The organism is Mycoplana ramosa, from assembly GCF_041930185.1.
Classification (GTDB): domain Bacteria; phylum Pseudomonadota; class Alphaproteobacteria; order Rhizobiales; family Rhizobiaceae; genus Mycoplana; species Mycoplana ramosa.
Genome location: NZ_JBHEEW010000004.1, coordinates 242,077 through 260,662, shown reverse-complemented (window position 1 = coordinate 260,662; position 18,586 = coordinate 242,077). Strand labels below are relative to the sequence as shown.

Annotated in this window: 15 protein-coding genes and 1 pseudogene; 1 reads left to right on the top strand and 15 read right to left on the bottom strand. The window is 64.4% G+C overall.

Annotated features, from left to right (window positions below; genetic code table 11):
• Nucleotides 1–2,334: pseudogene (gene secD, locus JNC62_RS07275) on the bottom strand (protein translocase subunit SecD); the annotation flags it as partial.
• A gap of 245 nt (nucleotides 2,335–2,579) precedes the next feature.
• Nucleotides 2,580–2,915 (bottom strand): preprotein translocase subunit YajC, encoded by a 336-nt coding sequence (gene yajC / locus JNC62_RS07270; protein ID WP_374837341.1) that lies wholly within the window; start codon nucleotides 2,913–2,915, stop codon nucleotides 2,580–2,582.
• 198 nt (nucleotides 2,916–3,113) lie between these two features.
• On the opposite strand from yajC, the gene JNC62_RS07265 reads away from it, so the two are divergent.
• Nucleotides 3,114–3,983, top strand: coding sequence for an ATP-binding protein (locus JNC62_RS07265; RefSeq protein ID WP_374837339.1), 870 nt, complete (start codon nucleotides 3,114–3,116; stop codon nucleotides 3,981–3,983).
• Between the two features lie 50 nt (nucleotides 3,984–4,033).
• Here JNC62_RS07265 and JNC62_RS07260 read toward each other — a convergent pair whose 3' ends face one another.
• The 13 genes from JNC62_RS07260 to JNC62_RS07200 form a co-directional block, all read right to left on the bottom strand.
• Nucleotides 4,034–5,515, bottom strand: a complete 1,482-nt coding sequence (locus JNC62_RS07260) for a peptidoglycan DD-metalloendopeptidase family protein (RefSeq protein WP_374837337.1) — start codon at nucleotides 5,513–5,515, stop codon at nucleotides 4,034–4,036.
• 166 nt (nucleotides 5,516–5,681) lie between these two features.
• Nucleotides 5,682–6,308 (bottom strand): biotin biosynthesis protein BioC, encoded by a 627-nt coding sequence (locus tag JNC62_RS07255; RefSeq protein WP_374837335.1) that lies wholly within the window; start codon nucleotides 6,306–6,308, stop codon nucleotides 5,682–5,684.
• 236 nt (nucleotides 6,309–6,544) lie between these two features.
• Complete coding sequence (locus JNC62_RS07250) at nucleotides 6,545–7,201, bottom strand: protein-L-isoaspartate(D-aspartate) O-methyltransferase (protein WP_374837333.1); 657 nt, start codon at nucleotides 7,199–7,201, stop codon at nucleotides 6,545–6,547.
• A 14-nt stretch (nucleotides 7,202–7,215) separates the two neighbouring features.
• Nucleotides 7,216–7,971 carry a 5'/3'-nucleotidase SurE gene (gene surE, locus JNC62_RS07245; protein ID WP_374837331.1) on the bottom strand — a complete coding sequence of 252 codons (756 nt, stop codon included), beginning with the start codon at nucleotides 7,969–7,971 and terminating at the stop codon, nucleotides 7,216–7,218.
• A 16-nt stretch (nucleotides 7,972–7,987) separates the two neighbouring features.
• Complete coding sequence (serS, locus tag JNC62_RS07240; protein ID WP_374837329.1) at nucleotides 7,988–9,271, bottom strand: serine--tRNA ligase; 1,284 nt, start codon at nucleotides 9,269–9,271, stop codon at nucleotides 7,988–7,990.
• Nucleotides 9,272–9,338: 67 nt separating this feature from the next.
• Nucleotides 9,339–10,181, bottom strand: a complete 843-nt coding sequence (gene tatC / locus JNC62_RS07235) for a twin-arginine translocase subunit TatC (RefSeq protein WP_374837327.1) — start codon at nucleotides 10,179–10,181, stop codon at nucleotides 9,339–9,341.
• Nucleotides 10,178–10,915, bottom strand: coding sequence for a Sec-independent protein translocase protein TatB (gene tatB / locus JNC62_RS07230; RefSeq protein ID WP_374837325.1), 738 nt, complete (start codon nucleotides 10,913–10,915; stop codon nucleotides 10,178–10,180). The genes tatC and tatB overlap by 4 nt, the downstream gene beginning before the upstream one ends.
• A 43-nt stretch (nucleotides 10,916–10,958) precedes the next feature.
• The gene (locus tag JNC62_RS07225) at nucleotides 10,959–11,150 is read right to left on the bottom strand and encodes a twin-arginine translocase TatA/TatE family subunit (RefSeq protein ID WP_310421199.1); all 192 of its coding nucleotides are present in this window, start codon (nucleotides 11,148–11,150) and stop codon (nucleotides 10,959–10,961) included.
• A gap of 37 nt (nucleotides 11,151–11,187) precedes the next feature.
• The gene (locus JNC62_RS07220) at nucleotides 11,188–12,285 is read right to left on the bottom strand and encodes an ABC transporter ATP-binding protein (RefSeq protein ID WP_374837323.1); all 1,098 of its coding nucleotides are present in this window, start codon (nucleotides 12,283–12,285) and stop codon (nucleotides 11,188–11,190) included.
• 103 nt (nucleotides 12,286–12,388) lie between these two features.
• Nucleotides 12,389–13,054, bottom strand: a complete 666-nt coding sequence (scpB, locus tag JNC62_RS07215) for an SMC-Scp complex subunit ScpB (RefSeq protein ID WP_374837463.1) — start codon at nucleotides 13,052–13,054, stop codon at nucleotides 12,389–12,391.
• A 46-nt stretch (nucleotides 13,055–13,100) separates the two neighbouring features.
• Nucleotides 13,101–13,907: a segregation and condensation protein A gene (locus JNC62_RS07210; protein ID WP_374837461.1), complete on the bottom strand. Its 807-nt coding sequence runs from the start codon at nucleotides 13,905–13,907 to the stop codon at nucleotides 13,101–13,103.
• A gap of 91 nt (nucleotides 13,908–13,998) precedes the next feature.
• Entirely contained in the window at nucleotides 13,999–15,018 is a 1,020-nt protein-coding gene (gene nagZ, locus JNC62_RS07205) for a beta-N-acetylhexosaminidase (protein ID WP_374837321.1), read from the bottom strand.
• Between the two features lie 127 nt (nucleotides 15,019–15,145).
• Nucleotides 15,146–18,547, bottom strand: coding sequence for an SPOR domain-containing protein (locus tag JNC62_RS07200; protein WP_374837319.1), 3,402 nt, complete (start codon nucleotides 18,545–18,547; stop codon nucleotides 15,146–15,148).
• Between the last annotated feature and the right edge of the window lie 39 nt (nucleotides 18,548–18,586).

Below are 18,586 nucleotides of genomic sequence, written 5' to 3'. Positions count from 1 at the left end.
TCATGCCTTTTTCGCCCGGGCCCCGCGAGCGCCGAGACGGTAACGATCGGGCCGCAATCCAAACAGGATCAGCACGGGGCCGGCTATATAGATAGACGAGAAGGTCCCCACCGCAATACCGAAGAACATCGCCACCGCGAACGCGCGGAGGATTTCGCCGCCGAAGATGGCTAGCGATGCGAGGGCGATCAGCGTGGTCGCAGCCGTCAGCACCGTGCGCGACAATGTCTGGCTGATCGCCGTATCAATCAGCAACGGCAACGGCATGTGCCGGAATTGCCGGAGATTTTCACGAATGCGGTCATAGACGACGATCGTGTCGTTCAGCGAATAGCCGACGATGGTGAGAAGGGCAGCCACGCTGCCGATGTTGAACTCCATGCCGGTCAGGGCGAACAAACCCAGCGTCAGCAGGATATCGTGCGCCGTGGCGACGACTGCGCCGATGGCGAACTGCCAGCCGAACCGCGCCCAGACGACGCCGATCAGAGAGACGAGCGCGAACGCCATGCCGATTGTGGCGGCCGCGATCAGATCGCCCGAAACGGAGGGACCGACGACCTCGACCCGCCTTATGTCGTAATCGGTCTCAAGCTCGCCGCGTGCGACCAGGGCCGAGGTCTGCTCGGCGTTCTCGCCGCCACCCTGCGGAGGAATGCGAATCGTGGCCATGGCCGGGTCGAGGCCCACCCGCACCGCGACGTTACCGAGATTCATCTCTTGCAGTTGCCCGGCGATCTGCACCGTATCGGCATTTCCTTCTCTCGCCTCGACCTGGAGGAGCGCGCCGCCGGTGAAATCGATGCCAAGGTTGAGGCCGTTCAGCGAAACAAGGAGGGCCACACCGATCGAGACCAGCGCGACAACCGAGAAGACATAGTTTCGGATCGCCATGAAGCGCAGATGCAACCCGCCGAACAGGCCAGTGCGGACGCTTCGGGGCAGATGCGTGATCCGCCGGCTCTCCACCCAGCGCCAGGCGAGCCAGCGCGTCAACGTGAAGGTGACGAAGACGGTGGTGACGATGCCGATGCCGACAATGGCGGCAAAGCCCTTCATCGGCGCCGATCCGAGGAAGAACAGGACGAGGACCGCAATCATGGTCGTCACGCCGGCATCGGCCACCGTCGAAAAGGCCCGGGAGAAGCCGGATGCGAGGGCCTCCGGCAAGGGGCGTCCATTGGCGGCTTCCTCGCGCATCCGCTCATAGACCAGCACGTTGGAATCGACCGCCATGCCAATCGTCAACACCATCCCGGCGATGCCCGGCAGCGTCACCACGGTTCCGGTCACCGCGACGACCGCCAGAATCAGCAACAGGTTGAAAACCAGCGCGATCGCGGCGATGGCGCCGAACGCACCGTACCAGGAAACCATGAACAGGGTGACCGCAACGCCGGCGACACCAACAGCCAGAAGCGCCGAGCGCAACGAGGCCGATCCGAGTGCCGGATCGACCGAGCGTTCCTCGACGACGGTCAGGGACGTCGGCAATGCGCCGCTGCGAAGCACCGCGGCGAGGTTTACGGCGCCCTGCTCGTCGAATTCGCCGGTTATCTGGCCGCGCCCGTCCGTAACGGGCCCGACAATGGTGAAGGCGGTCAACACCTGGTCATCGAGCAGGAGCGCCATCGTTCGCCCGACATTGTCGCGCGTCGCCTCCGCCAGCCGGCCCGTTGCCTCCGGGGCCAAACGGTAGGCGATCGAGGGCGCAACCCCTTGCCCGCCCGAGACGACCTCAGCTGCAACTAGATCGTCTGAGGTGAACACGCTTTCCCGGCTCACGACATAGCCAACCGGCGGCTCGCCCATCGTGTAGGCAACCTCGGTGCCGGGTGGCGGTCCGTTTTCGAGCGAGGCGCTTGGCACGACGAGGCGGGCGGAAAACGCTCCGCGCTGCGCCAGGATGTCCTTCAGCCGCTGCGGATCGGAAAACCCCGGGACCTGCAAGGCGATGCGATCCCGCCCTTCGCGGCGAACGTTCACCGCCAAACCGCCGACTTCGCTCACGCGCCGGCCGACCACGTCCAGGCTCGCGGCCGCCGCCTCGTCCTGTGCGAGCTCGAGCATTTCATCTGTCAGATCGAGCCGCACCACGCCGTCGGCTTCCACGGTCAGCCTGGTCCCGGATAGCGTGGCAAGCGCAGCGCGCGCTTCCTCGGTCCGCGCGCCATCCGTTATCCGGACAGACAGGCTGCGTCCGGTGCCGGAGAGTCCGGAATAGGGGATTTTTGTCGCCCTGAGCGCGGCCCCGGTCGCATTGACCGCGGCCACCAGTCGATCATTCTCGATGTCCGAACGTTCGAGCTTGAGCACGAGCCCGGCCCCGCCGCTCAGATCAAGACCGGGCAAAAGTTGCGCCAGCGACATGCCGGGAAGGTCCGACCGCCGATCTGTGCCCAGGATACTGGGCAAGAGACGACAAGGCTCGCCAAAACGGCAAGCCAAGCGAGCAAGGTTTTCCAGCGGGCAGGTTGCAGCATCACACTCTCGAAATGCCCGGCAATCGTGCCGGCAGGAAACCGGATAACAAGGTTGTCCGGGAGCGGTGGTACACCGCCGCCGGAGCGAGAATCACGTTATTCCTTGACCGGCTCGCCCTTGACGCGAACCTCGGAAATGCCGCCGCGCACGACCCGAACCTTGACCCCTTCTGCAAGTTCGACCTCGAGCTCCTTGTCGTCGATGACCTTCGTCACCTTGCCGACGATGCCGCCGCCGGTCACCACCTGGTCGCCGCGCCGGATGTTCTTCAACAGTTCATCCCGCCGCTTTGCCGCGGCGCGCTGCGGACGGATGATCAGAAAATACATCACGACGAAAATCAGAAGGAACGGCAGCACGGACATCAGAAGATCCGTGCCACCCGGGGCGGCAGCCGGCGCCGTCTGGGCGAAAGCCTCGGTAATGAACATTCAATACTCCTTGAAACTGGTAGCGCCGGGCGAAAATCCACTCGGTGCAGTCGGCGCGAATATAGGCAAGCCAAGCCCGAATGCAACAGAACAGCCCCAATCCTGCCGGAAATTCAGGGATTTCTCTCTTTTCACCCCCAAACCGACATGCTACCGCCCCAGAGCAATGTTTGCCGTGAAGGCAAAGGAGTGAGAAACGTGCAGGAAGAACAAACGCAAGCGATCCTCAATGAAATCGCGGGCCTTCGGGCGGCGCTCGAGCGGCTTGCCGGTCCGCCGCCGGCGAAGAATGACTGGAACGCCGCCGAATGCTTCGTCTGGGTTCCGGCTCGGCAGCATCTGCAGCCGGTTCCCCGGCCGAATCGCGTCGATCTGAGCCTGATCCGCGGCGTCGACCATGTGCGGGACATCCTGGCCGACAATACTCTGCGCTTCGCCAGGGGCCTGCCCGCCAACAACGTGCTGCTCTGGGGCGCGCGCGGCATGGGCAAGTCTTCGCTTGTCAAGGCGGTCCACGCCGCCACGGCGCGCGATACGGGCACGCCGCTGAAACTGGTCGAGGTTCATCGCGAGGACATCGCCACCCTCCCCGCGCTGATGGAGATCCTCAAGTCTGCGCCGATGCCGGTCATCGTCTTCTGCGACGACCTTTCCTTCGACCACGACGACACATCCTACAAGTCCCTGAAGGCGGCGCTCGACGGCGGCGTCGAGGGACGGCCGGACAACGTCATCCTCTATGCGACCTCGAACCGGCGCCATCTCCTCCCGCGCGACATGATGGAGAACGAGCAGTCGACCGCCATCAACCCGTCCGAAGCCGTCGAGGAGAAAGTCTCGCTCTCTGACCGGTTCGGCCTGTGGCTCGGCTTCTACAAATGCAGCCAGAGCGACTACCTGGAAATGATCGACAGCTACGCGGACTACTTCGGGCTGGTGGGCGACCGCGGGGAGATCCATGCCGAAGCGCTGGAATGGGCGACGACACGCGGTTCGCGCTCCGGTCGTGTGGCCTGGCAATTCATCCAGGACCTGGCCGGCCGTCTCGGCAAACCGCTGACGAAATGAAAAAGAGGCCCGGTCTCCCGGGCCTCTTTTCTGCTTTGTCTGCCTTGTCGCTATTCGAGGTAGGTCATCGGATTGACCGGCGAGGCGTTCTTGCGCACCTCGAAGTGAAGCTTCGGTCGGGCGGCGTTGCCGCTCATGCCGGACGCAGCCAGCGTCTGGCCGCGCTGGACCTTCTGGCCGCGCTGGACATTCAGGCTCGATGCGTGGCCATAGACGGTGACCGTACCGTCGTCGTGGCGGACCAGAACGGCATTGCCGAGTTCCTTCAGGCTGCTACCCGAGTAAATAACCACGCCGTTCTCGGCGGCCTTGATCGGGGTCCCCTCCGGAACGGAGATATCGATGCCCTCGTTGCGGCTGCCCTCGACGTTCGCGCCATAGCCGGCGATGACGGCGCCGCGCACCGGCCAGCGATATTTGCCAATGCCGGTTGATTCGGGGGCCGCCTCGGTCAGATCCGCCTTCGTCTCGACCTCGGCCACGGTCTGCGTCTTGGCCACCGGTGCGTAGGCCTCGGCCTTCTTCTCAACCGGTTCGACCGCCTTCTTCGCATCCGGGAGCGAAGCCGTCATCGTCTTGTCGGTCGCTGACGGGCTTGGAATGGTCAACTTCTGCCCGACACGGATCGACGCAGCCGTCAGTCCGTTCGCCTTCTTCAGCTCGTCGACCGTGACGCCGTTCCTGGCGGCGATCTTGGCCAGCGAATCCCCCGGCCGGACCTCGTAACCGCCACCGGCATTGCCGCCATCGCCGGCTGAAACCTTGGTCTTGTCGGCGTCACCGACAGCCTTGTCGCGCCCCTTCGAGGAACCGGGAAGGATCGCCACGTCCTCGCCCGTCTTCTTGTCGGGCAGCGGCTGCCTGTTGTCTGTGTTGAGCGCGGTATCGATCGAGGCCTTGGCGGCACTGGGCGTCGTACCGAAGACCGGGATCGTGATCTTCTGACCCGGCTCGGCGTCAGATGCGCTCTTCATGCCGTTGGCCTTGAGGATTTCCTTCTCCGGCACGCCGTAGCGGCTCGACAGCGTCTTCACGCTCTCACCCGGGCGCATCATGACGACCGGGGCGTTGGCGGTCGACCAGCCATTGCTGCTCTTGCCCCCCTTCGCCGAGCCGGCATCGACAGTGGCCGGCGCCTTCGGTGCCGCCGGAATCGGCTGCGCCATCGCGACTTCCCGCTGGCTGGAGCTTGACCCAACCGTCGGATCGGCCAGTGCGGTGCGCTGCACCTCCATCGGCGTCGTCGCCATGCGGGCGCTGGAGCCGCCGGCGGCGGCACCCTGAGCCGGATAGGGCTGATTCATCGCCACGGCCTGACCGGCGCTGCTCATGTCCCCGCGCGGTACGGGGCTGCTGCTGCCGAACAGCGTGCGTCGCGGGATCGAATTGGTCGTGATGTCGTCGGAAGATGAAAACAGCCCGCCAAAACGGCTGGCATCGGAGCTGCAGCCAGTGGCCGCACCGGCCAGCAACACCGCCACGAGAAGCCGCGGCGCGGTCTTACCAAAACTCGGTGATACACTCTTACGCATGTCTGACTACCCAATCGATACACAACAACAGCCGTGTAATGATTAAAGCGCGTTAGAGTTACTGCCCGGTTAAGGCCCGGACCACCGATTCAGATTCTTGAGACGTTGCTAACCATGATATCGCTGATAAGCGGGACCGGACCGGCCAGATCCCGGGCAACAGCGGTCAAAAGCTGCCGAGATACATGGACGTGGCGCGGGAAGCGGCGAAGCTCTGTCGACCCGAGCCATCGGCACCGTGAATCGCGGCACCGGGCGAGACCATCTGCGGAACATCGCGACGAATCGTATTGCCGCTCGCAAGGATCGTATCCAGCACCGCCGGCACCTCGGTTCCAACGTCGTCTTCCATCGCCTTTTCCGCATAGGCGAGCGAGCGCAACGCGGAAACGGCAATCTGGCGGCTGCCGACATAACGCGGGCTCGATTGGTCCTGCGGCCTCAGCTTGTCGAAGTACTCGATAAAGGCGCGGTAATAGCCCTTCATGTCGCCGTCATCGCGGAAGTGGCGGAAGGCGGCGTACTCGCGCTCTTCAAGCTCCGGCGATACGATGTTGTTGCGCTCATCCTCGGTCAGCGGCGGAAAGCGCTGGGTATCGCGGGACGCACTCAGGACCAGAAGGGCTTCGACGGAAAGCGAAACCTGGTCGGACGGATCATACGAGCCGGCCGTGAAGCCATTCTGCCGCGCGCCGTCGGCCGCCTCTTCCGCTGCCTTGCCCGCAGCCCTGGCGGCGAGATTTGCAAGGCTGTCACTCGTTTTGCTGCCGGCGATCCTGTTCGAGATTTGCATGCTCATCTCCATCGGATGGCGATCCATTGCTGGTTCGTTCGACGTGTGGATACATGTCGCTAGACAACCCGCTTAGAGTTCGAAGCTTGCGCGAAGCTTGCATCGGTTAACAAATGATTAACGTTCGCCATTTGCCGACCTCGCCGCCACCGCGGGAGCAATTTTGAGCTGGCGGCAAGCGGATGCGCACCAGTCAAGATCGCCAGTCAAATCGCGGCCGATGAAACGGGGATCGATCAGAGGGCCCGAGCCTGATGGGGCACGATCGGCAGGTAGGGAACCTCGAACAGGTCCTCGCGATCAAAACGGCTGCCGGTCTTGACCAGCTTCACCATCCGGCATGTCTCGTCACTGACCATGACCGGTGCGAGCAGCATGCCGCCCGAGACGAGTTGATCGACGAACTGGCGGGGCATCGCCGGGAAGGCGGCAGTGACGAGAATCCGGTCGAACGTTCCCTCGCCCACCAGGCCGTTGCTGCCGTCCGCCTGGCGGACGATCACGTTGCGCACTCCGGTCTTTTCGATGTTCTGCTGTGCACCGGCCACGAGCGTCTTGTAGCGGTCGACGGTCAGCACCCGCTCCGTCAGGCGCCCCATGACCGCCGCCGTGAAGCCGCTGCCGGTGCCAACCTCGAGAACGCGCTGGCCGGATTTGAGATTGAGCAGATGCAGGAGGCGGACGGCGAGGTCGACCCCCTCCACGAAAGAGCCGCAGTCGATCGGCAGCAGGCGGCTCGAATAGGCGTCCCCGGAAAACTGCGGCGGCACGAAGAGTGTGCGCGGCGTCTGCTCCACGGCGGTCAGGAGATCGAGGTTGTTGATACCCTCGCCGCGCAGCCGCAGGGCGAGCGCCGCGAAGCCTTCCTTCTCAATCACCCGTGCCGTGTTCAATCGCAGCCTCCCCCTTAGCCAAGCGCACGCTTGACGCGGTCGAGGACCGCGTAGTCCGTCAGATCCAGCTTGAGCGGCGTGACGGAAATCGCATTCTCCCTGAGGGCATGAATGTCCGTCCCGGCGCGGAAATCACCCTGTCGATCGCCGAATCGCAACCAGAAATACGGGTAGCCGCGACCATCCTTGCGCTCTTCGATCGTGATCCCGAAATCCAGCTTGCCCTGGGAGGTGACCTCGATTTCGGAAACGGCATCGGCAGGGCAATTGGGAAAGTTGAGATTGAAGAACGTGCCATCGGGGAGATCGACGTCCATCAGACGCCGGATCAGATCCGGCGCATACCGCTCGACGACTTCCCAAGGCACCATATGCCCCTCCGCATGGCGGAAGGCCTGACTCAGCGCCATCGACCTTATTCCCTGCAAGGTGCCCTCGATCGCACCGGCGATCGTTCCCGAATAGGTGACGTCGTCAGCCATGTTCGCGCCGGCATTGACCCCGGACAGCACGAGATCAGGACGGCCCGGCAGGATCTCGCGCACCGCCATGATCACGCAGTCGGTCGGCGTGCCGCGCAGAGCAAAGCGCTTGTCTGCCACCTTGCGCAGGCGCAGAGGTTCGGACAGGGTCAGCGAATGCGCAAGTCCGCTCTGATCTGTCTCCGGTGCCACGATCCAGACATCGTCGCTCAGCGTGCGCGCGATCCGCTCCAGCACGGAGAGGCCTTCGGCGTGGACACCGTCGTCATTGGTCAGCAGAATGCGCATTCGCTCTTTCGTCCCCTCAATTCGCCTTTTCGATCTTCTTCAGCCCGCCCATGTAGGGCAGCAGCACGTCCGGGATGGTGACCGAGCCATCCTCGTTCAGATAGTTCTCGACGACGGCAATGAGCGCGCGGCCGAGGGCGACGCCCGAACCATTCAGCGTGTGCACGAATCTCGGGCTCTTGTCGTCCTTGCCGCGATAGCGCGCGTTCATGCGCCGCGCCTGAAAATCGCCGCAGACCGAGCAGGAGGAAATCTCCCGATAGGCGTCCTGCCCCGGCAGCCAGACTTCGATGTCGTAGGTCTTGCGGGCGCCAAAGCCCATGTCGCCGGTGCACAGCGTGACGACGCGATAGTGAAGGCCAAGACGCTTGAGGATTTCCTCGGCGCAAGCGGTCATCCGCTCATGCTCGGCCACCGAGCTTTCGGCGTCGGTGATCGAGACCAGCTCGCACTTCATGAACTGGTGCTGGCGGAGCATCCCGCGCGTATCGCGGCCGGCCGAGCCCGCTTCCGAGCGGAAGCACGGCGTCAGTGCGGTGAAACGCAGCGGCAGCTTCTCCTGGGCGAGGATTTCGTCGCGGACGAGATTGGTCAGCGGCACTTCGGCGGTCGGAATCAGCCAGCGGCCATCGGTGGTCTTGAACAGATCCTCGGCGAACTTCGGCAACTGGCCGGTGCCAAACATCGCATCGTCACGCACCAGCAGCGGTGGCTGGACCTCGATGTAGCCATGTTCCTGCGTGTGGGTATCGAGCATGAACTGGCCGAGTGCGCGCTCGAGCCGCGCCAATTGACCTTTCAGGATCGTGAAACGGGCGCCGGCAATCTTTGCCGCGCCTTCGAAATCCATCCAGCCGAGCGCCTCACCGATCTCGAAGTGTTCCAGCGGCTTGTGGTTCCAGCCTGGCTTTGCGCCCCACTTGTGCTTTTCGACATTGTCGTTTTCGTCTATGCCGACGGGAACGTCGTCGAGCGGGACGTTCGGGATGCGCGACAGCGCATCGTTCAGTTCCGCCGTGATCCGGCGCTCTTCCTCTTCGGCCGCCGGCAGCATCGTCTTGATCTCGGCGACCTCGGCCTTCAGCTTTTCGGCAAGTGCTGCGTTCTGCTGCGCCATCGCAGTGCCGATCTCCTTGGACGCGGCATTGCGGCGCGACTGCATGTCCTGCGCCTTCTGGATAACGATGCGGCGGGTCTCGTCCAGCGCGATCAGGCTTGCCGAAAGCGGCTCGGCGCCGCGCTTTGCCAGCGCGGCGTCGAGGGTCTCGGCGTTTTCGCGGATCCATTTGATATCAAGCATTGTCGCTCCAGGCGTAACAGGGTTGTGCCCCTCCGCCCGGCAGCGTCCGCTTGCACCAGCTATCGTGTCAAGCCTTGTCGGCCTCCTGCGATGCCGGCACGTCCGCCGCATCCTTTTCGGAGTCCGAATCCTGGGCGGCGCTCGCCCGCTGCCGTTCGATGAGTCGGGCCGTATAGATGCCAATCTCGTAGAGAAGGATGGTCGGTAGCGCAAGGCCGATCTGGGAGATTGGATCGGGCGGCGTAAGGACCGCAGCCGCGACGAAGGCGATCACGATCGCATACTTCCGCTTCTCCACCAGCGACTGCGAGGAGATGAAGCCGGCGCGCACCAGAAGCGACGAGATCACCGGCAGCTGGAACACCAGGCCGAAAGCGAAGATCAGCGTCATGATCAGGCTGAGATACTCAGACACCTTCGGCAGAAGCTGGATGGAGACCTGCCCTTCGCCGCCGCCCTGCTCCATGGCCAGGAAGAACCACATCACCATCGGGGTGAAGAAGAAATAAACGAGCGCGGCGCCGATCAGAAACAGGATGGGCGAGGCGATCAGGAACGGCAGGAAGGCGGCGCGCTCGTTCTTGTAGAGACCGGGGGCGACGAACTTGTAGATCTGCTGGGCGATGATCGGAAAGGCGATCACCAGCGCGCTGAACATCGCCACCTTGATCTGGGTGAAGAAAAACTCCTGCGGCGCGGTGTAGATCAGTTCGATGTTGCGGTGCGACATCCCAGCCCACTCGACCGCCCATTTGAACGGCAAGACGAGCAGGTTGAACAGGCCCTTGGCGAAATAGAAGCAGACGAGGAACGCCACGAAAAACGCACCGACGGCCCACATCAGCCTCCGGCGCAGTTCGATGAGGTGCTCGATCAGCGGCTGGGGCTTGTCCTCATAATCGCCGCTCATGCCTGGTCCTTCTTGGGCTTGCGTGTCGTGGCCTTCTTGGCGGCTTCGCCGGCGGTCTTGCGCGCTGGCTTGACAACCTTATCCACGGTCTTGGCGGCGCTGCCGGGCTTGGCGGAGGCTTTCGCACTGGAAGGCTTCCTTGCCGTCTTCTGCTCCGGCTGCTTGGCCTCTGTGCCAGCCGCCGGCTTTGTGGTTGCCGGCCTTTTCGCCGTTGCGGCCTGTTCGATCGCCTTCGCGGTCGCCTCGACCGGATTGATCGGAGCGGATTGCACCGGTTGAACCGGAGCCGCCGCCACAGGCGTAACGGCGGTTGCCGAAGCCAAAGTCCCGGCGGCGGGCGCTGCGGCAGCGTTTTCGGCGGCAGCCGGTTGAGCCTCACCGGGTGCCTCCGTCGAGAGCGAGGAAGCGGCAGTCGATTCCATTTGACCGATGCTCGTCGCCTTCTGCAGGTCCGACTTGATCTCGTCGCCCACCTGGCGAAGCGGATTGACCGCATCGCGGATCGCGTTCATCGGATTGAGCTTCTGCGCGTCGCCGATCGTTTTTCGGACGTCGTCGAGATCCGCTTCCCGCAGCGCCTCGTCGAACTGCTGACGAAACTCGCCGGCCATACCGCGAAGTTTCGAGACCATCTGGCCGAACGTCCTGAGCATCTGTGGCAGGTCCTTCGGGCCCACCACGATAATCAGGACGATGGCAATGACAAGAATTTCGGTCCAGCCGACTTCAAGCATAAGAGCGTTTCCTCAGACCGCTGCGACTGCCGCGGCAGGCCGATCACTTGGTTTCGTCGGCCTTGTGCTCGACAGTCTTGGCCTTGTCGGCGGCTTCCTCGTCCGACATGCCCTTCTTGAAGTTCTTGATGCCCTTGGCGACATCGCCCATCAATTCCGGAATCTTGCCACGGCCAAACAGCAGCAGCACCACCGCAAGAACAATCAGCCAATGCCAGATGCTGAAAGAACCCATTCCCGTACTCCTTTAGAATTCCATCGATGTAAGACGTTCAGCCGTCTTTTTCAAATACTAGTATATCCCGCTCGTTAGCCGAAAGCTTGACCTCGCGCAATCCAAACGGCAGTTGGCCCGCACGAATACGGGCGCGAACCGGCTGATCGGTGCCGGGCACTGCCAGTTCCAGCAGTTCCACGACCCCGAGGAAACGCCGTGACAGCACGCGCGCCGGGACGGCCCCCTCCGACTGCGACACCGCGACACCCGAAAGCCGCACGGCGATGCGCACGTCCGCGCCGTCCGGAAGCGGACCTGCCGGCACGTTTCCCAGCGGGGTCTCCACCTTTCCGGCCTGAACAGACCCGCGAAAGATGTTGATTTCGGAAAAGAACCCGGCGGCGAAAAGGTCCGCCGGCTTCAGATAAAGTTCCTCAGCCGTTCCGACCTGCACCAACTTCCCGTCGCGCAGCAGCGCAATGCGGTCGGCCATCCGCATCGCCTCCTCGGCGTCATGGGTGACGACGATGGCGGTTGCACGGGAATGGCGCAGGATCGCCAGCGTATCGGCGCGAATGGAGTCCTTCAGCCGCGAGTCGAGACCCGAAAACGGCTCATCCATCAACAGCACCGACGGGCGTGGAGCGAGCGCGCGGGCAAGGGCGACGCGTTGCTGCTCGCCGCCGGAAAGCGCATGGGGAAACTTGTCCGCGTAGTGCGCAAGCCCCACGCGCTCGAGCGCCAGGTGGGCTTCGGCCACGGCCTCGTTCTTGGGCAAGGCCGTCAGCCCGAAGCGGACGTTGTCCAGAACCGACATGTGCGGAAAAAGGGCAAAATCCTGAAACATCAGGCCGACACCGCGCCGTTCCGGTGGCAGGAAGACCTTGGGGCCGGCGATCTCCTGATCGTTCAGGAGCACGCGCCCGACCTGCTGCGCCTCGATTCCGGCCGCAATTCGCAACAGCGTCGTCTTGCCCGAGCCGGACGGGCCGAGCAAGCACAGCACTTCGCCCGGCTGCGCCGACATCGTAATGCCGCGGATCGTCTGCTTGCCCTGATAGCTGTGGTGGATGTTCTCGAAGGACAGCTTTGCGGCAAAGGTGACCGCCGACGCGGTGCGCATTTCGCTCCCGTTCAACTCCGACGAAGCCATGCCTTGCCAATCCTGCCTTCATTCTCGAGCCCGGGGAGACCCCCTGCCGCTCCTGCCCGTCGCCCGAAAAGCGCAGGCAATTCAGGACGACGATAAGCTTCCGCTATTCGTCTTCTTTTCCGCCCGGTGTCAAGAGGCCAAGTTCCTCCAGGTCCAGCGATGTGATCGGATCCTCGTCCTCGTCAAGTTCGTCCTCCCCGAGCGGCAGCGGTATCTGGAAGTTCGACGGGATGCGACCGGACAGGAGACCGGCCCCTTTCAATTCCTCCAGGCCCGGCAGGTCCCGGAGCTCCTCCAGCCCGAAGTGATCCAGAAAATCCTTGGTGGTTCCGAAGGTTACGGGGCGGCCCGGCGTGCGCCGGCGACCGCGAAACCGAACCCAGCCGGCCTCGAGCAGCACGTCGAGGGTCCCCTTCGACGTCTGTACGCCGCGGATGTCCTCGATCTCGGCGCGCGTCACCGGCTGGTGATAGGCGATGATGGAAAGGACCTCGAGCGCCGCACGCGACAATTTGCGTACCTCGCCCTCTTCGCTGCGCACGACAAAGGACAGGTCCGCCGCGGTGCGGAACGCCCAGTGATCGCCGACCTGAACGAGATTGACGCCGCGCCCCGCATACAGCGTCTTCAACTGACGCATCACGTGGCCGACGTCGACGCCGGCCGGCAGGCGATCGGCGATGTACCCCTCAGCCACCGGGCCGGCAGACGCGAAAACCAGGGCTTCGGCAATGCGCGCGGCCTCATGCAGGCGACGGGGATCGACAATCGTCGCACTGTCGGACGCACTGGCCTTGTTCTCTGCGTCGCTTGCTTCAGACAAGGTCGCTATCCTCAACGCTGCCTGTGCGCGGCAGCAGGCCGCGGCGCAGATAGATCGGCTGGAACGCGCCCTCCTGCCGGATTTCCAGGTGTCCCTCGCGCACCATTTCCAGCGAGGCGGCAAAGGCACTGGCGATCGCCGTCTTGCGCTCGGACGGATCCGTCATGTAGCGCAGCAGAAAATGGTCAAGGGCCGTCCAGTCATCGATCTCGCCGACCAGCCGATGCAGGACCTCGCGCGCATCGGCCAGCGACCAGACGTTGCGCTTTTCGATCGTGACCTGGGTGATGGCGTGGCGCTGACGGAGCGAGGCATAGGCGCTGAGCAGGTCGTAAAGCGAGGCGTCGAAGGCCGACTTGCGCTGTGTCGGGATGTGCTCCGGCGCACCGCGGGCGAAAAAATCGCGGCCGAGCCGGTTGCGGTTGATCAGCCGAGTGGCCGCGTCCCGCATCGCCTCCAGCCGCTTGAGCCGGAACGCCAGCGTCGCCGCCATCTCCTCGCCCGTCGGGCCTCCGTCCTTCGGTGCCTGCGGAATGAGAAGCCGCGACTTGAGATAGGCAAGCCAGGCCGCCATGACCAGATAGTCGGCAGCGAGCTCGATGCGGATGCGTTGGGCGCGATCGATGAAGTGGAGATACTGTTCCACAAGCGCAAGAATGGAGATGCGCGCGAGATCGACCTTCTGGGTCCGGGCGAGGTGCAACAGGAGATCGAGCGGACCCTCGAAGCCGGCGATATCGACGACGAGCCCCTCTTCGTGCAGCCCGCGGCGGTCGTCGTCCTGCCAAAGTTCCTCCATCGGCGCACCGTCCGATGCTTGAACCTTCTGCGGCTTGAACCTCGATCCGGACACCTGTGCTCCTTGGCGCACCCTTCCCTGCCGCGCCGCCTCAGGCAATCGCGATCAGGGCATTGAACTCCTCCCGCAGCGCCTGTTCGTCCGCGCCATCGGCCTGCGGGAAGCCCGCGATGACAGCGTCAGCCCGCTGGCGGCTTTTTCCTACCAGCGGCGGCACATTCTCCGCAACTGCAATCATTTCTTCCATGATGCCGTGGCAGTGCAAGACCAAATCGAGACCGGCGGCGATGATGCCGCGCGCCCGTGCGGCGATATCGCCGCGAAGGGCGTTCATCGACACGTCATCGGACATCAGCAGTCCGTCGAAACCGATATGGCCACGGATGATGTCGCGGACGACCTTCGCCGACGTCGTCGCCGGGTTGTCCCGGTCGATGTCGGTGAAGACGATGTGGGCCGACATCCCCATCAGCTCGTCCTTCATGCGCCGGAACGGAACGAAATCGACCGCCTCCAGCGCCTCGATCGGCGCGTTCACCACCGGCAGGTCGTGATGCGAATCGACCATGGTGCGGCCATGGCCGGGCATGTGTTTCATCACCGGCAGCAGGCCGCCCGCCTTCAGGCCCTCGGACGCCGCCTTCCCCATCGCCGAGACGATCTCCGGTTCCTGTCCGTAGGCGCGGTTGCCGATGACGTCGTGCACGCCTGGAACCGCCACATCCAGCACCGGCAGGCAATCGACGTTGACGCCGAGGCGCGAGAGGTCGAATGCGAAGAGCCGCGACATCAGCCAGGCTGCACGAAGCCCCTTTTCCTCGTCCTGTCGATAGACGGCCCCGAGCGCTGCGGCACTCGGATACTGCGGAACATAGGGAGGTTTGACGCGCTGGACGCGACCGCCCTCCTGGTCGATCAGCACGGGGATGCGCGGGTCGCCGCCGATGGTCTCGCGCAACGCCGCCGTCAGATCGGCGACCTGCGACGGCTCGCCGATGTTGCGGCCGAACAGGATGAAGCCCCAGGGACGCTCGTCCCTGAAGAAGGCCTTTTCGTCATCGGTGAGGGTCAGCCCCTTGCAACCGGAAATGAAGGATTTCGATTCGCTCATGGGGTCGAATCATACGACGCCTGACGCGAAAGGCGAGAGTTGTCACGGCGATTTCACAAAAAAGCACGCCCCAAACGCAAATGGCGCGGGATCACCGCGCCATTTGCAACATGCCTTGCCGTTCGGCCTACCGCGTCACGAGGCAGCTGCCGCCCGCACTCTTGTACTTGGCGCACAGCGCGTTGGCCTCTTCGCGCGATCCAGCCGGAATCCGCACGCGGAAGTAGGTGCCCTTGTTCGGGATATCGGCGCGCTTGATGTCCACGCCGCGACCGCCGATCACTCCGGAGAACTTTGCAGACAGGCTCTGGTAGGACTTTTGCGCTTCCTCTGCCGACGGCAGCGACGCGATCTGGATCACGTAACCGCCCGGATTGTCGACAGCGGCCGGCTGCTCGCCCCCCGTCTGCGCGGCGGCATCGGATGCGAGCGATGCGGTCTCGGTCGGGCTTGCCTCCGACACGCGGCCGCGTTCCGTCACCGTTCCGACGACATTGACCGGCTGATCGGCCGGCCGCGTCACGGGGACCGGCGCCCCATTGGCCACCGTCCCGGTGGTCTGAACGCCGCCGGCCACGGCCGGTGCATCGGCGACAGCGCCGGGGGTCGTCGTTCCGACGACGCCAACAGGCGCGCTGTCCGCAACAGAGACGTTGGCGGCTTGCTGAAGTGCGCTCGCATTTTCATCCGCAGCCGCGGCGACTTCGCCGGCACGTTCGGCACGCAGACCCGCTTCTGCGGTCGCAGACGGGACGGCCGAGGCGCCCGCCGCACTCGCGGTTTCGCCGGTCGAATTGCTCGCCGCCGGTAGTGCGGCATTGTCGGGCGAAGCGAGCGCGCTTTCCGGTTCGGTCACGGGCTCCTCGCGGGCAACGAGCGTTCCGTCGGGCTTGACGATCATCGTGCGGACCTTGCGCGGCGAGACGATCGGCGACCTGTCCTCCTGATGGCCGGCGTCCGCCGCGACGTCGTCGACGCCCGGCAGGAGACGATCGTCCGCCGCCGTCGCGTCGTCGGCCGGCATCTCGTCTTCCGGTCCGTCGAAGGGCAGCGATTCCGGCGCCAGGGTGCGCTGGACCACGTCAACCGGCTCTTCGGTCGACGTGACGAGTTGCTCCTGCTGCGGTCGTGCTTCGGACGCCCCGGCAACGCGATCATAGACCGCCTTGTCCTGGTTCGGCACCGTCTTGCCGCCCTTTTCCTCGGGCACGATCTTCACCGGTTCCTTGTCGGCCAGAATGACGCGCGGTTCTCCGCTGCCCGTCCCGACCACGCCCGAACTGGCCATGAAGGCATAGACGCCCGCACCGCCAAGGACGACAAGGGCCGCCGCCGCGGCAACCAGCATCCCCTTGCCGCGACGCACCGGTTCGTCATAACCGTCGCCGAGGTATTCGCCGTCAACCTGTTGCGCATCGAGCGGGATGGCGTGGCGCTCAGACTGGGACAGCGAGCGACGCAGATCCTCCTCCAGCGCCTTGTCGAATTCGTCGGTCTCGACGGATCCCACCTTCGCCGCAGTCGCAGCGGGCGCGGCAGTGCCGGCCCGCTCGGCACCGCGAGCCGGCTCCCCGGCCGCCGGATTTGCAAACAGCTGCGCCATCTCGGCATCGATGTCGAAATCGAATTCCGGCGGGTGAACCGGCGGCTTTTCCTTCTCGATGGCCGGCAACTGCGGCACATCCAATTCGGCGACGGGCGCAACGCTGGTGTCGGTTTCGGCGATCAGCGACGGATCGAACGGCAATGCGCCATCGAACTCGAGCGGTTCCGGCGCGCGTGTTTCCGCCGCCTCGACCGGCAAGGCAGGCTCGAACCTCGCCTGTTGGGCCTGAGGTGAAACCGGCGGCGCCGGCACAGCCGCAACACCCACCGTCTTGGCTTGGGAAATGGATGCAGAACCGGGTGCGGGTTGCAGCGTCAATTGCGCGGCCGCAGGCTTCGCCTCATCCCCCAGCACGAGATCAGAAGGATCCAGGTCGAACTCCACGTCGGAGAAATCGATCTCGAAATTTGCGAAGGCGTCCTCGACCGCGTCAGCGGCTACGGCAGCGTCGTAGTCGTTCACCGGCTCCGCCGGTCGCGGCCCGACAGGGCGCGGTGCTGCAATGTCCGGCATCGGCCCGACGGCCGGGGCGGCCGTAGGTTCGGCCGGCGCAACGACCTGTACCGGCGAAACCGGCGCCGGCATCGGCTGTGCCGCAGCACTCGCCTGTTGCCGATCGAGCGCGACCGGGGTGGCGCGGCCGAACTTGATGCTTGAGAAGCCGTCCAGCGATCCGGCGCGCGGGCGCGGCGTCTGCAACGGGGTCGCAACCGGCGCAAGGTTTTCCGGCACAGGGAAACGCTCGACCTCGGCCAGCAGTTCATCGAACTCGTAGCCAGTTGCCGCGCGCGCAGCAGGTGCAACCTCGTAGGACGACGCGGGCTCGAACGTTTCGATTGTTTCCGCCGCCGTATCAGCCGCGGATGAAGCCAGCACATCCTCGGCGATCGCCAAGGGAGCATCGACCTGCTGTTCGGGCATCCAAGCCGGCACGAAATCGACCGAGCCGACCTCGACGGGGAGTTCCGCCGCCTCGAAATGGGCGCCATCGCTGCCTTCCGAAACGACCGGTAGCGGCTCGGAATAAGCCAGCGGCGGCAGATCCGCCACCACGCGATCGGGCACGTCGACCGTGAAATGCGAATCAATGGTCGAGCCACTCACCGCACTGGCATTGGCCCCGCCGCTGCCAGCAACCAGGCCGGCCGCCGCCGCGTCATAGGACGGAGCCGCATCGGACAGGCGCGGCGTCTCGGCAGAGTGCGTCTGCGGCCGAACATGCGAGACGTCCGGAGTTTCCCCAAGGACATCGCCGAGCGACAGCTCCAGCTCACGATCGAGGTCGAGAGGAGCCGGCTCGGCGGCTGCTTCAGGATACTCGGCGGGCTGCAGTCCGAGGAACACGGGCTCAACAGCTGGCGATGCGTCGGGAGCGACCACAGACAGGGGCGCGGCAGGCACGGGCGTTGCAGCCACCGGCGTTGCGACCGGCCACCATTCAACGTCGGAAGCCGACAGCTCCGGCACCTGTGCGGGCGCCGCCGATGCCGAGCCAGGATTATCGGCCACGATCGGGCGTAGCCCCTCGTCAGAGGGCAAAGAGCCAGCAGCCGGAAGCGGTTCAGACCGATCGGCGATCGGCAACCGGGTTGCCTCAGAATGAACATCGGAACGCGAAACAGCGGCGTCCGATAGGTCGGCGACACTCAGAACGCCGTCACCGGGCATCCCGGTCGCGGCGCCGCGGTCGACATCTGCGACTGGATCAAGCGGCGGCGCGTCATAGCGCGCAAATTCGCGCAGCAGCTCGCTTTCCAGGTCGAAGACGGGCTCCACCAAGGGTTCCGGCGGCACGGGGCGCGCCGTCGTCGGCACATTGCGTGGCTCGTAGCCGACAATGCGTGCGAGTTCCGCCAATGGATCATCGTCCGACAGAAGGCCGATGTCGGCGGCTCCGCTACGCGCAAGATTGTTGTCTGCCATACTGCTCCACTCGCAAGCTACAAAACGCGTTTGCCAGCT

Bases quoted from the DNA above. Each gene is read 5' to 3' on its own strand.
- yajC (WP_374837341.1), bottom strand. From the start codon at position 2,915: ATGTTCATTACCGAGGCTTTCGCCCAGACGGCGCCGGCTGCCGCCCCG.
- JNC62_RS07260 (WP_374837337.1), bottom strand. From the start codon at position 5,515: ATGCGTAAGAGTGTATCACCGAGTTTTGGTAAGACCGCGCCGCGGCTT.
- JNC62_RS07255 (WP_374837335.1), bottom strand. From the start codon at position 6,308: ATGCAAATCTCGAACAGGATCGCCGGCAGCAAAACGAGTGACAGCCTT.
- surE (WP_374837331.1), bottom strand. From the start codon at position 7,971: ATGCGCATTCTGCTGACCAATGACGACGGTGTCCACGCCGAAGGCCTC.
- serS (WP_374837329.1), bottom strand. From the start codon at position 9,271: ATGCTTGATATCAAATGGATCCGCGAAAACGCCGAGACCCTCGACGCC.
- tatC (WP_374837327.1), bottom strand. From the start codon at position 10,181: ATGAGCGGCGATTATGAGGACAAGCCCCAGCCGCTGATCGAGCACCTC.
- tatB (WP_374837325.1), bottom strand. From the start codon at position 10,915: ATGCTTGAAGTCGGCTGGACCGAAATTCTTGTCATTGCCATCGTCCTG.
- JNC62_RS07225 (WP_310421199.1), bottom strand. From the start codon at position 11,150: ATGGGTTCTTTCAGCATCTGGCATTGGCTGATTGTTCTTGCGGTGGTG.
- JNC62_RS07220 (WP_374837323.1), bottom strand. From the start codon at position 12,285: ATGGCTTCGTCGGAGTTGAACGGGAGCGAAATGCGCACCGCGTCGGCG.
- JNC62_RS07210 (WP_374837461.1), bottom strand. From the start codon at position 13,907: ATGGAGGAACTTTGGCAGGACGACGACCGCCGCGGGCTGCACGAAGAG.
- nagZ (WP_374837321.1), bottom strand. From the start codon at position 15,018: ATGAGCGAATCGAAATCCTTCATTTCCGGTTGCAAGGGGCTGACCCTC.
- JNC62_RS07200 (WP_374837319.1), bottom strand. From the start codon at position 18,547: ATGGCAGACAACAATCTTGCGCGTAGCGGAGCCGCCGACATCGGCCTT.